The organism is Streptomyces sp. NPDC086023, assembly GCF_044540325.1.
In the GTDB taxonomy this organism is placed as follows: domain Bacteria; phylum Actinomycetota; class Actinomycetes; order Streptomycetales; family Streptomycetaceae; genus Streptomyces.
On record NZ_JBITRX010000001.1, the window covers coordinates 591,031 to 605,690 of the forward strand.

At 73.4% G+C, this 14,660-nt stretch carries 12 protein-coding genes; 6 read left to right on the forward strand and 6 right to left on the reverse strand.

What is annotated here, in order from left to right:
• The first annotated feature begins 77 nt into the window (after positions 1-77).
• Together ACIF6F_RS02655 and ACIF6F_RS02660 are read left to right on the forward strand one after the other, a co-directional pair.
• Positions 78-1,931, forward strand: a complete 1,854-nt coding sequence (locus ACIF6F_RS02655) for a TerD family protein (RefSeq protein WP_399940138.1) — start codon at positions 78-80, stop codon at positions 1,929-1,931.
• Positions 1,932-2,191: 260 nt separating this feature from the next.
• Complete coding sequence (locus tag ACIF6F_RS02660; RefSeq protein WP_399940141.1) at positions 2,192-3,175, forward strand: TerC/Alx family metal homeostasis membrane protein; 984 nt, start codon at positions 2,192-2,194, stop codon at positions 3,173-3,175.
• A gap of 54 nt (positions 3,176-3,229) precedes the next feature.
• On the opposite strand, the gene ACIF6F_RS02665 is transcribed toward ACIF6F_RS02660, so the two are convergent.
• From ACIF6F_RS02665 to ACIF6F_RS02675, 3 genes are all read right to left on the reverse strand, one after another.
• Positions 3,230-4,519, reverse strand: a complete 1,290-nt coding sequence (locus tag ACIF6F_RS02665) for an MFS transporter (protein WP_399940553.1) — start codon at positions 4,517-4,519, stop codon at positions 3,230-3,232.
• 238 nt (positions 4,520-4,757) lie between these two features.
• Positions 4,758-5,414 carry an MBL fold metallo-hydrolase gene (locus tag ACIF6F_RS02670; RefSeq protein ID WP_399940144.1) on the reverse strand — a complete coding sequence of 219 codons (657 nt, stop codon included), beginning with the start codon at positions 5,412-5,414 and terminating at the stop codon, positions 4,758-4,760.
• Between the two features lie 9 nt (positions 5,415-5,423).
• Complete coding sequence (locus ACIF6F_RS02675) at positions 5,424-6,113, reverse strand: maleylpyruvate isomerase family mycothiol-dependent enzyme (protein WP_399940146.1); 690 nt, start codon at positions 6,111-6,113, stop codon at positions 5,424-5,426.
• Between the two features lie 173 nt (positions 6,114-6,286).
• On the opposite strand from ACIF6F_RS02675, the gene uvrA reads away from it, so the two are divergent.
• Positions 6,287-9,235 (forward strand): excinuclease ABC subunit UvrA, encoded by a 2,949-nt coding sequence (gene uvrA, locus ACIF6F_RS02680; protein WP_399940149.1) that lies wholly within the window; start codon positions 6,287-6,289, stop codon positions 9,233-9,235.
• 129 nt (positions 9,236-9,364) lie between these two features.
• Here the strand turns inward: uvrA and ACIF6F_RS02685 are convergent, their stop codons facing one another.
• Together ACIF6F_RS02685 and ACIF6F_RS02690 are read right to left on the reverse strand one after the other, a co-directional pair.
• On the reverse strand, positions 9,365-10,156 hold the full coding sequence (locus ACIF6F_RS02685) for an alpha/beta fold hydrolase (protein WP_399940152.1): 792 nt from the start codon (positions 10,154-10,156) through the stop codon (positions 9,365-9,367).
• Positions 10,157-10,258: 102 nt separating this feature from the next.
• A complete protein-coding gene (locus ACIF6F_RS02690) occupies positions 10,259-11,131 on the reverse strand; it encodes a carbohydrate kinase (protein WP_399940155.1) in 873 nt (290 codons plus the stop codon).
• A 110-nt stretch (positions 11,132-11,241) separates the two neighbouring features.
• Between ACIF6F_RS02690 and ACIF6F_RS02695 the strand changes: the two genes are divergently transcribed.
• A complete protein-coding gene (locus ACIF6F_RS02695; RefSeq protein WP_399940157.1) occupies positions 11,242-11,667 on the forward strand; it encodes a Rieske (2Fe-2S) protein in 426 nt (141 codons plus the stop codon).
• 37 nt (positions 11,668-11,704) lie between these two features.
• On the opposite strand, the gene ACIF6F_RS02700 is transcribed toward ACIF6F_RS02695, so the two are convergent.
• Positions 11,705-12,661 (reverse strand): hypothetical protein, encoded by a 957-nt coding sequence (locus tag ACIF6F_RS02700; protein ID WP_399940160.1) that lies wholly within the window; start codon positions 12,659-12,661, stop codon positions 11,705-11,707.
• 279 nt (positions 12,662-12,940) lie between these two features.
• On the opposite strand from ACIF6F_RS02700, the gene ACIF6F_RS02705 reads away from it, so the two are divergent.
• Both ACIF6F_RS02705 and ACIF6F_RS02710 read left to right on the forward strand, forming a co-directional pair.
• Positions 12,941-13,585, forward strand: a complete 645-nt coding sequence (locus tag ACIF6F_RS02705) for a papain-like cysteine protease family protein (protein WP_399940162.1) — start codon at positions 12,941-12,943, stop codon at positions 13,583-13,585.
• Positions 13,582-14,493, forward strand: a complete 912-nt coding sequence (locus ACIF6F_RS02710; RefSeq protein WP_399940164.1) for a hypothetical protein — start codon at positions 13,582-13,584, stop codon at positions 14,491-14,493. The genes ACIF6F_RS02705 and ACIF6F_RS02710 overlap by 4 nt, the downstream gene beginning before the upstream one ends.
• The last annotated feature ends 167 nt before the right edge of the window (positions 14,494-14,660 follow it).

The following is a 14,660-nucleotide window of genomic DNA, read 5'->3' on the forward strand; positions in this document are numbered from 1 at the left end:
GTGCCACGGGCACCGGCGGCGCCGCGTACGGCCATGGGTGCCGGGCGCGGCCACGTGACACGAGGGGGAGTACGGCGATGACGGCCGAGCTGACGCGGGGGCAGAACCACCCGCTGCCCGGGACCCGGGTCGAGATCCGGGTGTCGGCGGGTACCGCCGTGCTGGCCGGCGCCGTCCTCGGCGACGCCGCGGGCCGCCTGTCCGGGTCCGGGGCCCTGGCCCACCGGGCCCCGGGCCTGCCCGGAGTGACCGTGCCCGGCGGTGCCGCCGCCCGGCACGTGATCGCGGTCGACCTCTCCGAGCTGCCCGACGAGGTGCACCGGGTCGGCGTGCTGCTGGCCCTGGTGCCCGGTGCCGGTCCCGTGAGCTTCGGCGCGGCCGCCGCGCCCTTCCTCGCGGTCACCGAGCCCACGGGCGTCGAGCTGGCCACGTACACGGTCACCGGCCTCGGTGCCGAGACCGCCCTGATCGCCCTGGAGCTCTACCGCCGCCAGGACGCCTGGAAGGTGCGGGCCGTCGGCCAGGGGTACGCCGGGGGCCTCGCCGCCCTGCTGGCCGACCACGGCCTGCCGGCCCCCGAGGCCGCGGAACTGGCCGCCGGCGTACACGCCGAGGCCGGCCCCGTACGCACCACCGCCACCGCCACCGCCACCGACCCCGTCCCGCCCGTGCCCTCCGACGCGCCCGGCCCGCCCGCCGGCACCGCCGCATCCGCGGCCGAGCCCGCCGTCGGCGGATCCGGCATCGACTACGCCCACCCGCGGCGCGCCCGCACCACGCCCCCGCCGCCCGTCCCGCGGGCCCCCGAGCCGGCCGAGGGCGAGGCGCCCCGCCCCGTGGCGGGCGACGCCACCGGCTGGACCCTGGAGGAGCGGCTCTACAACCAGGTCTGGGGCATGTTCGAGGACCTGGCCCGGGCCGTCGCCGCGTACCGCAACGCGGTCGAGTTCGCCGACTCGCGGCTGGAGCGCGAACTCGACCAGACCCTCACCGACCCGCGCGCCCGCCTCGGCGGCGCCGCGGACTCGGCCCGGGACACCGCCCAGGCCCGCCGCGAGGAACTGGTCGCCCAGGCCCGCGCCGTGCTGGACCGCGACCTCGCCCAGCTCGTCGCCGAGTCCCAGGTGGTCGAACCCGCGCTGCCCCCGGCCTTCGCCCGCTGGGACGCCCCCCAGTGGCAGGGCGCGGAGCAGCCCGACGAGTGCCCGATGGCGCTCCGCCTCGGCGACCTGCACCTCCCCGAGAGCCCCGAGCTGCGCATCCCCATGCTGGTCAGGCTGCCGCTGGAGCGCGGCCTGTGGATCGACTGCGGGCGCACCGGCTCCGAGGCCGCCATGGCGATGGACACCGACGACCTGCGCCGGGTCGCCATGGACACCGCCGTCGCGCTGGCGATCCGGGTGCTCGCCAGCCACCCGGCCGGTGAGTTCCGGGTCCACGCCATCGACCCGGCCGGAGCGGCCGCCGCGTCGCTCGCGCCCCTGTCCGGGCTGCTCGCGGAGGCGCCGGCGGCCGGTGCGGCCGGGGTGTCCGAGCTGCTGGCGTCGCTGACGCGACGGGTCGACCTGGTGCAGATGGCCCTCAAGGCGGGCGCCCCGGAGGACCTGCCGCCGGACCTCGACACCGCGCGCCGGCTGGTGATCGTCCACGACTTCCCGCACGGCTTCGACGAGCGCGCCGTCACCCGTCTGCGCTATCTGGCCGACGAGGGTCCCCAGGTCGGCGTGCACCTTCTGATGGTCGCGGACCGTGACGAGGCCTCGGCCTACGGGCCGCTGCTCGACCCCCTCTGGCGCTCGCTGCTGCGGCTGAGCCCCGTACCGGACGACCACCTGGCCGATCCCTGGGTCGGCCACGCCTGGACGTACGAGCCGCTGCACCTGGCCCCCTGGGAGGCGCAGCAGGTGCTGGCCAGGATCACCGTCCGGTGACCGCGGGCCGGTCCCGGCCCGGCCCGGGACCGGCCGCGCACTGACCGTCCGCTGACCATTCCTTGGGATTGTCTTTACCAAAAGGCGGTCCGGCGGTTACCCTGAGAGCGCGGAGGGGAGTATTCCCGCTGCGGCGTTCCCGTCAATACGGACCGTGACCGGTCCCGGGGCGCCGGCCCGAGCGCGGAGCGCCCTGGTGGAAGAGACCTCCGGCAGCGATGACGCTGACCATGTGCTCGAGCCATCTGCCGGAGGCGTAAGTGGACGTTTCTCTCTCTGTCTGGGTGCTGACCATCCTCGGTCTCTGCATCCTCATCGGTGCCGACTTCCTCATCGGCCGCAAGCCGCATGACGTGTCGGTCAAGGAAGCCGGAATCTGGACGGTCGTCTGGATCGTGCTGGCCGTGCTGTTCGGCCTGGGCCTGCTGGTCTTCGGCAACAGCCAGGCGTCGGGAGAGTTCTTCGCGGGCTTCATCACCGAGAAGTCCCTGAGCGTCGACAACCTCTTCGTCTTCGTCCTGATCATGGCGAAGTTCGCGGTCCCGTCCCACCTCCAGCAGCGGGTCCTGCTCGTGGGCGTGCTGATCGCCCTGGTCCTGCGCGCGATCTTCATCGCCGCCGGCGCCGCGATCATCAGCAGCTTCTCCTGGGTCTTCTACATCTTCGGCGCGTTCCTGATCTACACCGCCTGGAAGCTCATCCAGGAGGCCCGCAAGGACGAGGACGAGGACGAGTTCGAGGAGAACCGCCTCCTGAAGTCCATCGAGAAGAAGTTCGGCGTCGCCGACCGCTACCACGGCACCAAGCTCCTCATCCTGGAGAACGGCAAGCGGGTGCTGACCCCGCTGATGATCGTCATGCTGGCGATCGGCACCACCGACGTGCTGTTCGCCCTGGACTCCATCCCGGCGATCTTCGGCCTCACGCAGGACCCGTACATCGTCTTCACCGCCAACGCGTTCGCACTGATGGGTCTGCGCCAGCTGTACTTCCTCATTGGCGGCCTGCTCAAGAAGCTGGTCCACCTCAGCTACGGCCTGTCGATCATCCTCGGCTTCATCGGCGTCAAGCTCGTGCTGCACGCGCTGCACGAGTCCGGCGTCCACGTCCCCGAGATCTCCATCCCGTTCTCGCTCACGGTCATCTGCGGCGTCCTGGTGGTCACCACCATCACCAGCCTGATGGCCTCCAGGAAGCAGGCGGCGGCCGAGGCCGCCGCCGAGAAGGAGAGCGTCGAGGCCTGACCCCCGGCGCGCGGGTCCCCCGGGAGCCGCGTACGGAGGCCTGCTCCACGAGCCCTATGCGGGGGCGGTCGCTTCGGCCGCCCCCGCGGCGCGTACCGAGGCCGGACGGGTCTCCGGCAGCAGCGCGAAGCAGACCAGGCTCACCAGGCACACCCCGGTCAGATAGGCGGCCACCCCCCACGGCGGGCCGTCCACGTCCGCCAGCGCCGTGGCCACCAGCGGCGTCACCGCGCCGCCCAGCACCCCGCCCAGGTTGTAGCCCACCGCGGCGCCCGTGCAGCGCACCCGGGGCTCGTACAGCTCCGGCAGGTACGCCGCCACCACCGCGAACATCGTGACCATCGCCATCAGCCCGCCCAGGAAGCCGAGGGTCATCAGCAGCGGCCGCCCCGTCCGCAGCAGCGCGATCAGCGGGAACATCCACACCGTCGCCGCCGCGCACCCGATCAGGCACAGCGGGCGCCGGCCGTACCGGTCGCTCAGCATCGCGATGAACGGCGTCGTGGCCCCCTTCAGGGCGACCGCCGTCATGATGCAGGTCAGCATCGTGGTCCGGCTGACGCCCAGCCGCTCCGTCCCGTAGGCCAGGGACCACGTGCTCACCGTGTAGAACACGGCGTACCCCACGGACAGCGCGCCCCCGGTCAGCAGCACCAGCCGCCAGTGCCCGCGGAACACCTCGGCCAGCGGCGCGGACGCCCGCGTCCCGCTCGCGGCCAGCGCCCGGAACTCCGGGGTCTCCTCCAGGGCGGCCCGCAGCAGCAGCCCGCCGACCGCCAGCACCCCGGCCACCCAGAAGGGCACCCGCCAGCCCCAGGACCGGAACTGCGCGTCGGTGAGCACCGCGGACAGGCCCAGCATCACGCCGTTGGCCATCAGGAAGCCGACGGCCGGGCCGATCTGCGGGAAGCTCGTCCACAGCCCGCGCCGCCGCTCCGGCGCGTGCTCCGCCGTGAGCAGCACCGCCCCGCCCCACTCGCCGCCCAGGCCGAAGCCCTGCAGGAAGCGCAGCACGAGGAGCAGCACCGGCGCCCCGACGCCGATGGCGGCGTACGTCGGCAGGAAGCCGATCGCCACGGTCGCGGCGCCGGTCAGCAGCAGGGACGTGAAGAGCACCGGACGGCGGCCGTACCGGTCCCCGACGTGCCCGAAGACCGCCGAGCCCAGCGGTCTGGCCACGAAGCCGACGCCGAAGGTCGCGAAGGCCGCCAGGGTGCCGGCCAGGGGTGAGAACGTGGGGAAGAAGAGGGGGCCGAGGACCAGGGCGGCGGCGGTGCCGTACACGAAGAAGTCGTAGAACTCGATGGCCGTCCCCGCGAGGGAGGCCAGGGCGAGGCGGATCATGGGGGGCGAGTGATCGGCGCGCATGGGCCTCCAACTACCGGTTCCGCGCCCGGTTCGCGAGGGGGTGCCGGACAGCTTGACCGGAAGGAGTGCACCCGCCTGGCCCGGTTGACCGGTCCGGCGGGGCCCGTGGCCCGGCGGGAGAGTGCCCGTACGGTGCCGCGGCCGGCCGGCGGCGGGTACGCGGAAGGCCCTCCCGCGGGCGCGGGAGGGCCTTTTCGTACGCGGGGGCGGCGGACTACCAGCCGCGCTCGCGCCACTCCGCCAGGTGCGGGCGCTCGGCACCGAGGGTGGTGTCGTTGCCGTGGCCCGGGTACACCCAGGTCTCGTCCGGGAGGCGGCCGAAAAGCTTCTGCTCGACGTCGTCGATCAGGGACGCGAAGGCCTTCGCGTCGCCCCGGGTGTTGCCGACGCCGCCGGGGAAGAGGCAGTCGCCGGTGAAGACGTGGGGGTGGCCGTGCGGGTCGTCGTAGACGAGGGCGATCGAGCCCGGGGTGTGCCCCACCAGGTGGCGCGCGGTCAGCGAGACCCGGCCGACCGTGATCGTGTCGCCGTCCTCGACGGGCACGTCGGTCGTCACCGGGATGCCCTCGGCGTCGTACCGGCCCGCGTACGTGCGCGCGCCGGTGGCCGCGACCACCTCGGCCAGCGCGCCCCAGTGGTCGCCGTGCTGGTGGGTGGTGACCACGGACGAGATGCCGTCGTCGCCGATCAGGTGGAGCAGGGTCTCCGGCTCCGCCGCGGCGTCGATCAGCAGCTGCTCGTCGGTGGCGCGGCACCGCAGCAGGTAGGCGTTGTTGTTCATCGGGCCCACCGCGACCTTGGAGATCATCAGGTCCGTGAGTTCGTGCACGTCGGCCGGTCCGCCGACCTTCACCGCTCCGCTGTACGTCATGTCGGCAGCCTATAGCGGGGGCAGGGCGGGGAGCGTGCCGCCGTCGACGGTGAGCGCCGCGCCCTTGTCGCCGCGGCCGGCCAGCCAGCCGAGGATGTCGGCGGAGGTGCCGCGGACGGTGACCGGGGTGCCCTCCGCGGAGCCGGTGTGCCAGCTGCCGCCGTCCTCCGCGACCAGGGCCACGGGCGGCACCTCGGGGCGGTCCGACCAGCGCTCGGCCAGGAACTCGATCTCCCGGGCGGTGAACTCGGCGGGCAGGTCCGCCAGCTCGTAGCCGATGCCCAGGTCGACGTGGTGCAGCTCGACCTCGACCAGGCGGCGGAAGGGGACGCGCGCCGCGCTGTCCGTGACGCCGTTGCGCAGCTCGACCGTGCGGGACCAGTCCGCGGGGACCTCCGTCACGGCCTGCCAGCGGTCCGCGGAATCACGGACGTCCGCCAGCTGTTCTTCCAGAGTGCGTCCCGCGTCGCGCTCGATGTCCGCGTCCCGGGCCTCGGCGCTCGCGTACATGGGGCGGCCCTCGAAGACGTTGACGAGGGCGTCCGCGTTGCGGGCGAGGTGGGCCAGGATGTGGCCCCGGGTCCAGCCGGGCAGACGTGACGGCTCGGCGAGGGACGCGTTGTCCAGTTTGGCGACCGCGCTCAGCAGCCGGTCGGTCGCCGCACGTACGGAGTGCAGGTCGTGCACATGATCAATCATGGCGCCGACGATAGCGCCGCCACACCTTCGGGTGAAGGAAGCGTTCGCGCGCCATAATTCGAATGCGCGTGCTATACGCTCGGAAGTCGAACCTCGATACAGCTTCGTGGCACCCCCCATACCCTGGGACGGGGGCCCGTTCCCCCGCTCTCTCTAGAAAGGTGCGGACCGGCGTGACCGACCGTCTCATCGTTCGTGGCGCTCGCGAGCACAACCTGAAGAACGTCTCGCTCGACCTGCCCCGCGACTCGCTCATCGTCTTCACCGGACTCTCCGGGTCGGGCAAGTCCTCCCTCGCGTTCGACACGATCTTCGCCGAGGGGCAGCGCCGCTACGTCGAGTCGCTCTCCTCGTACGCCCGCCAGTTCCTCGGCCAGATGGACAAGCCCGACGTCGACTTCATCGAAGGCCTCTCCCCGGCCGTCTCGATCGACCAGAAGTCCACCTCGCGCAACCCCCGCTCCACGGTCGGCACGATCACGGAGGTGTACGACTACCTCCGCCTGCTGTTCGCCCGCATCGGCAAGCCCCACTGCCCGGAGTGCTCCCGCCCGATCTCCCGGCAGTCGCCGCAGGCCATCGTCGACAAGGTCCTCGCGCTGCCCGAGGGCAGCCGCTTCCAGGTCCTCTCGCCGCTGGTGCGCGAGCGCAAGGGAGAGTTCGTCGACCTCTTCGCCGACCTCCAGACCAAGGGCTACAGCCGCGCCCGGGTCGACGGCACGACGGTCCAGCTCTCCGAGCCGCCGACGCTGAAGAAGCAGGAGAAGCACACCATCGAGGTGGTCGTGGACCGCCTCACCGTCAAGGACAGCGCCAAGCGCCGCCTGACCGACTCGGTCGAGACCGCGCTCGGCCTCTCCGGCGGCATGGTCATCCTCGACTTCGTCGACCTCGCCGAGGACGACCCCGAGCGTGAGCGGATGTACTCCGAGCACCTCTACTGCCCGTACGACGACCTCTCCTTCGAGGAACTGGAGCCTCGTTCTTTCTCCTTCAACTCGCCCTTCGGCGCCTGCCCCGAGTGCACCGGCATCGGCACGCGCATGGAGGTCGACCCGGAGCTGATCATCCCGGACGAGGAGAAGTCCCTCGACGAGGGCGCGGTCTCGCCCTGGTCGCTCGGCCACACCAAGGACTACTTCGCGCGGCTGGTCGGAGCCCTCGCCGACGAGCTGGGCTTCCGCACCGACATCCCCTGGGCGGGCCTCCCGCAGCGGGCCAAGAAGGCGCTGCTGTACGGGCACAAGACCCAGATCCAGGTGCGGTACCGCAACCGCTACGGCCGCGAGCGCGCGTACACCACGGCCTTCGAGGGCGCGGTGCCCTTCGTCAAGCGGCGGCACTCGGAGGCCGAGAGCGACTCCAGCCGCGAGCGCTTCGAGGGGTACATGCGCGAGGTGCCGTGCCCGACCTGTGAGGGCACGCGCCTGAAGCCGATCGTGCTCGCCGTCACGGTCATGGAGAAGTCGATCGCCGAGGTCTCGGCGATGTCGATCAGCGAGTGCGCCGACTTCCTCGGCCGCCTCCGTCTCGACGCCCGCGACAAGAAGATCGCCGAGCGCGTCCTGAAGGAGGTCAACGAACGCCTCCGCTTCCTGGTGGACGTCGGCCTCGACTACCTCTCCCTCAACCGCGCCGCGGGCACCCTCTCCGGAGGCGAGGCCCAGCGCATCCGGCTGGCCACCCAGATCGGTTCCGGCCTCGTCGGCGTGCTCTACGTCCTCGACGAACCGTCCATCGGCCTGCACCAGCGGGACAACCACCGGCTCATCGAGACCCTGGTCCGGCTCCGCGACATGGGCAACACCCTGATCGTCGTCGAGCACGACGAGGACACCATCAAGGTGGCCGACTGGGTGGTCGACATCGGCCCCGGCGCCGGCGAGCACGGCGGCAAGGTCGTGCACAGCGGCTCCCTCAAGGAGCTGCTGAAGAACGGCGACTCGATGACCGGCCAGTACCTCTCCGGCAAGAAGTCGATCGCCGTCCCGGACGTCCGCCGCCCGGTGAACGGCGAGCGGAAGCTCACCGTGCACGGCGCCAAGGAGAACAACCTCCGGGACATCGACGTGTCCTTCCCGCTCGGGGTGTTCACGGCCGTCACCGGTGTCTCGGGATCCGGCAAGTCCACGCTGGTCAACGACATCCTGTACACGCACCTGGCCCGCGAGCTGAACGGCGCGCGCACGGTGCCCGGCCGCCACACCCGGGTCGCCGGCGACGACCTGGTCGACAAGGTCGTCCACGTCGACCAGTCGCCGATCGGCCGCACCCCGCGGTCCAACCCGGCCACGTACACCGGCGTCTTCGACCACGTCCGCAAGCTCTTCGCCGAGACGATGGAGGCGAAGGTCCGCGGCTACCTCCCCGGCCGCTTCTCCTTCAACGTCAAGGGCGGCCGCTGCGAGAACTGCTCCGGCGACGGCACCATCAAGATCGAGATGAACTTCCTGCCGGACGTGTACGTCCCGTGCGAGGTCTGCCACGGCGCCCGGTACAACCGGGAGACCCTGGAGGTCCACTACAAGGGCAAGTCCATCGCCGAGGTCCTGGACATGCCGATCGAGGAGGCCCTGGACTTCTTCGAGGCCGTCCCGACCATCGCCCGGCACCTGCGCACGCTCAACGAGGTCGGCCTCGGCTACGTCCGCCTCGGCCAGTCCGCGCCGACCCTCTCCGGCGGCGAGGCGCAGCGCGTGAAGCTCGCCTCCGAGCTGCAGAAGCGCTCCACCGGGCGCACGGTCTACGTCCTGGACGAGCCCACCACCGGACTCCACTTCGAGGACATCTCGAAGCTGATCAAGGTGCTCTCCGGGCTGGTCGACAAGGGCAACTCGGTGATCGTCATCGAGCACAACCTGGACGTCATCAAGACCGCCGACTGGGTCATCGACATGGGACCCGAGGGCGGTTACGGCGGCGGCATGGTCGTCGCCGAGGGCACGCCCGAGCAGGTCGCCTCCGTCGGCGCCAGCCACACCGGCAAGTTCCTCCGGGACATCCTCGGCGCCGACCGGGTCTCGGACGCGACGGTGCCGGCGGCGCGCTCCGCGAGGAAGGCGGCACCGCGCAAGACGGCCGCGAAGAAGACCGCGGCGGCCTCGCGGGCCAAGAAGAGCTGAGCGGGTGGGTGCCGCTCTCCGGCACCCACCCCGTGAACGCGGACGACGCGGACGGGGCCCGGTCCACCACGTGTGTGGACCGGGCCCCGTCGTCGTTCCGTCCTCCGCCGGACCGGAGCGGCAGTCCCGCTAGGCCGCGCGCCGCATGGCCACCCGGGCCATGAAGGGCACCGCGGCCGCCATGACCTGCGACGGCCGGTCCAACATCGGGTAGTGCCCGGCCTCGTCGATCAGGACCACTTCACCACCGGTGCGCTCCCCGATCCACTCGGCCTCGGTCAGCGGGTCCGGCCCGAAGTGCGGGTCCGTCCCGCCCATCACCACCTGCACCGGCACCGCCAGCGCACCGAGCGCCGCCTCGGCCGGCCCGGCACCCGCCGCGATCATGGCCCGCAGCGCGGCCAGGTGCCCCGGCTGCCGCAGCGACTCCGACAGCTCCCGCCGCGCGTCGGCGAAGTCCTCGGGCTTGTCCTTCGGGAACAGCCCGGCCCACTGCCGCGTCCATGACCGTACGAACCGCCCGGCCCGCAGCCCCGCGCCCGCCCCGGCCCGGACGAACGGCGCCACCAGCACCAGCCCGCCGAACAGCCCCGGCTCCTCGGCGGCCGCGACCACCGCCGCACCCGCCGCGTTCGAGTGCGCCACGACGAACGCCGGCCCCGCACCCAGGTGCCGCACCAGGGCCCGCAGATCACCCGCCAGGGCGTCCTGTCCGTACTCCCGCTCACCCGCGGTCGACCCGCCCGACCCGCGCAGGTCGCAGGTGACCACCCGGAACCCCGACTCGCCCAGGTCGGGAGCCAGGAACCGGTACGCGGCGCGGGTGTTGCCCAGCCCCGGCACGCACACGACGAGCGGCCCCTCGGCCCCGTTGTCGTCGTACGCGATCCGCCCGCCGTCGTACTCCAGGAATTCCGTCACTGTGGTCCCTTTTCGCTCTGGGGTGCCGTTGCCCGGTCCAAGCGTCGCCGACCGGTGCCGTGATCGTAAACTCCGAAATTTGGCTGGCTTGTTGGCGATCCGTCACAGTTCCGCCGCATACGGCGGCTCGGCCCCCGCACGGGTACAGGTCAGCGCGGCGGCCCGGGCCGCGAAGTCCAGCACGGCCGGCCAGTCCGGCCGACCGGGATCCCGCCCCTCCAACAGCCGGTGCAGCAGGGCCGCGTTCACCGTGTCCCCGGCCCCGATCGTGTCCGCCACCGCCACCCGCCGCGCCGGTACGGAGTGCTCCGCGCCCTCCCGCGTGCGCACCGTCATCCCGTCCGCGCCCCGGGTCAGCACCACCGCGCGGGGCCCCGCCGCCAGCCACCGGTCCACGCTCCCGCCCAGCCAGGCCGCGTCCTCCTCCGAGAGCTTCAGCAGCGAGACGTACGGCAGCCAGCCCAGGAACCGCTCCCGGTACGCCTCGGGATCCGCGATCAGCCCCGGCCGGATGTTGGGGTCGAGCAGCGTGAACACCCCACGCCCGGCCTCCCGGCGCAGCAGCGCCTCGTACGCGCCGGCCCCCGGCTCCAGGACCAGGGAACAGGTGCCCAGCGCCAGGCCGCGCACCCCGGAGGGCAGCTCGGGCAGGGTGAAGAAACGGTCCGCCGTGCCCTCGGTGTAGAAGCTGTACGCCGCCGAGCCGTCCGGCCCGACCGAGGCCACCGCCAACGTCGTCGGCTCGGGCCCGCGCTGCACCAGCGAGCAGTCCACCCCCGCCGCCCGCAGCCCGGCCAGCAGCTTCTCCCCGAACGCGTCCGTCGAGACCCGCGAGCAGAACGCGACCCGGTCCCCGAGCCGCCCCAGCGCCAGGGCGGTGTTGTACGGCCCGCCGCCCGGGCGGGGCAGCAGTGCCTCCGCGGGCCCGGGCGCGGGCACGAGGTCGATCAGGGCTTCTCCACCGACGACGATCACGGGGCGAACGTATCCCAGACAGCCCCCGCACCGGCAGCGCCGGTATCGTCGGAGGGGTTTCCGCGCCCCTCGCGGCCACCGCGACCGCCCCTGGACCCCCGGGAGAGACCATGTCCGCCCAGCCCGCCGCCCGCCGAACCGTGCTGAAGGGCGCCGCCGCGCTCGCGGGTGCCGCCGCCGCCGGCATCTCGCTCGCCGCCTGCTCCACCGAGGCCGGCAGCACCGTCGACGCCGAGAAGCCCAGCGAGCCCCTGGACCTGGGTGGCGCGGAGGCCGTGCCGGTCGGCGGCGCCAAGCTGTTCCGCGAGCAGCGGCTGCTGGTCAGCCAGCCGTCGGCGGGGCAGTACCGGGCCTTCAGCGCCAAGTGCACCCACGCCGGCTGCATCCTGGACAAGATCGAGAACGGCGAGGGCAACTGCCCCTGCCACATGAGCCGCTTCGACGTCGCCACCGGCAAGGTGCTCTCCGGACCCGCCCCGAGCCCGCTCCCGGAGATCCCGGTGAAGGTCGAGGGCGGCAAGATCATCGCGGGCTGAGGCCGCCGGGGGCCGCGGGCGGGGCGGCTGCCGCCCGCTACTCCCAGTCCCAGCCGATGCCCAGGATCCCGCGCCGTACGCCGGTCTCCACCAGGTGCACGGCGCGGTGCCGCCCGCTCGGGGTCAGGTCCGCGACCTCGCCGCGCGGCGCGCCCGGGCCGGACTGGCTGAACCGCCGGCAGCGCACCGGCAGCGCGGCCTCGTCGAAGCGGACCTGGAGCACGTACTGGCCGCCCGCGTAGCTGAAGCCCCGCAGGTACTCGCTGCTGCGGCCGCCGGTGCCGTCCTCGAAGCCGTACCCGAAGAGGTACGTGTCCCCGGAGCGCAGCCGCGCGTCGAACAGCAGCTCCGCCACCACCACACCGGTCTCCCGGTGCCAGCGCACCCGCCCGGTCCGGCAGTTCTCCTGGGCCCGCACCTCCACCCTCGCCGGGTCGCAGCCCGGGTCCCCGTGGTGGATGGCCAGGTAGCGGTCGACCCCGTCGCGGTGGGCCCGCACCACGTGCTGGGAGTCGCGGCCGCTCAGCTCGTACCCCGCCCCGATCCGCACGCGCTCGTGGTGGCCCACCGTGTGCAGACCGCCGTCCGCGGGCCACTCCAGCTCCGCCAGCAGCCGCTCGACCGCGTCCCCCGCCGCCATCAGCGCCGGGTAAGGGCGGGCCGCCGGCCGGCCCGGTTCCGTGCGCGCCCCGGCGGGCAGCAGCAGCCGGGTCAGCGCGCCCGACGGCAGGTCCAGGATCGTCTCCAGCGCCCGCACCGCCTTGAGCGACTCGGGCCGCTGCGGGCGCCGGGCGCCCTGCTGCCAGTAACTGAGGCTGGTCACCCCGACCTTGATGCCCCGGGACGCCAGCCGGTGCTGGACGCGGTGCAGGGGGAGACCGCGCGCGGCGAGCGCGGCGCGCAGGGCGAGGTGGAAGGGGCCCGCGCGGAGCAATTGCGCGAGCTCACCCGCCGCGGCCCCCGTATCGCCCCCGGGGTCGCTGGTGCGCCGCATTGGCGACTCCTCTGTGAATGTTCACGCCCGGTGGGACGGAGGGTTCCACCGGTGGCGCCCGGGTTCCTGGTCGGCGGAGGCCGGGCGTTCACATCGCAGCGTCACCGTTCACACTGCAATGTCACCTGGCATTGAACCGTGTTGACCTGATCGCGACAACACCTGATGCTCCTCCACAGCGTCCGGACGCGCTCCTCCATCCCCACACCCCCCGGGCCCCGCCGACCGGTTGCCGCCGGACGGCGGGGCCCGGGGGATCCCCACTCCGGGACGAACGCGATGCGCAACAGAAACGGGCGGCTGTCCCTGGCCGCCTTCGTCACCGCCCTGCTGGTCGCCCTGCCCGCCGGCCCCGCCTCCGCCACGGCGGCCGCCGGCCCGCAGGACGACGTACGGGCGAGCCGGTCCGCGCCGACGGCACCCGGCGCCCCGGCGGCCGCCCTCGCCTACAAGCGGCTGAACATCACCATGCAGGCGCAGCAGAAGACCAACTGGTGCTGGGCGGCCTCCGGCAACACGATCGCCACCTGGTTCGGCCGGAACTACTCCCAGAACCAGTTCTGCAACGCCGCCTTCAACCGCCAGCAGGGGTACGACTGCCCCAACTGGCAGGCCACGCTCGGCAACGTCCAGACCGCCCTGAACTGGGCCGGCATCAGCTCCGGCTCGTACGTCGACGGCTGGCTGCGCTACTCCACCGTCCAGAACGAGATCAACTACAACCGGCCGGTCGAGACCCGCATCCAGTGGTCGAGCGGCGGTGGCCACATGCATGTGGTCTACGGCTACGACGACGCCAACAGCTGGGTCTACTGGGGTGACCCGTGGCCCTCCAGCGACCGTTACAACTGGGCCTCCCACGCCTGGTACGTGAACAACGGCTCCTTCTCCTGGACCCACTCGCTCTACCGGATCGGGGCGTGAGCAGCATGACCTTCCGTGCCACTGCCACCGCCCTGACAGGTGCCGCCGCCGCGGCCCTGCTGGTGCTCGCCCCGCAGGCGCAGGCCGCCGCTCCCCAGCCGCCCGGTGCGCCGGCCGCCGTGCCGGCTCCTGCGTCGGCTTCCGTGCCTGCTCCCGTGCCTGCTCCGGTGGCGGCCTCCGCGGAGAGCCTGGCCGCCGCCCGCGCCGCGGCCGCCGCGCCGGCCACGCTCGCCACCCTGTCCCGGTTCTTCTCCCGCGAGGGCAAGGTCTCGGCGGCGGCCGCCGCGCCGCGCGTCGAGGGCGGGACGCTCGCCGTGCACTACCTGTCGCCCGAGTTCGTGGCGGGCCGGGCCGGCGCGCCGGTCGCCCGGGTCGAGTTCCTGGCCAGCAAGGCCGTCGCCGCCGACGGGCAGCTCGCCTCGCTGTGGACCGCGCCGGTGGGCGGGGCCTGGCAGGTGGTGAACATCGCCACCGGCGACGACGAGTTCCGCTACGCCGCGGCGGGGGCCCGGGCCCTGCCGGGCGGGTTGGTCTTCCGCGAGCCGCAGATCGACGCCTGGTACGTGGCCAAGGGGGCGAAGGTGCTCCCGCTGGACCCGGACGCCGTACGGGCCGTGGGCGCCCGGGGCACCACGCTCGCCGCGTACGGGGCGCGGGTGCGGGCCGCCTACGGCTCCAAGCTGCCGGGGTCCGCGTACGCGAGGTCCGGCAAGGCCGGCGGCTATGCGGCCGCGGCGTCTCCGGGGGCCGGCGGTCACGCGGCCGCGCCGTCGGCGGGGGCCGGCCGCGAGGTGGCTGCTTCGTCGGCGGGTGGCGGCGGTGACGTGGCCGTGCCGGCAGCCGGTGGGCTCGCCGGCGCGGCGGCCCTCGCCGCGGTCTGGCTCGTACGGCGCCGCCGCGTCGCCTGACGGCGCCGGCCGCCGCCTGCGGGGCGCGCCCCAACCCCTGGGCCGCGCCCCGTACCCCCGCGGGAGCCGGCGTCCTCACCGCCGCCCCGCGGGGCTCCGCCCCGTCCCGGCCCCCCACCGGCAGGCGGCCTTCTCCCCGCCCGTCCACCGTTCCCCGGGGCTGCACC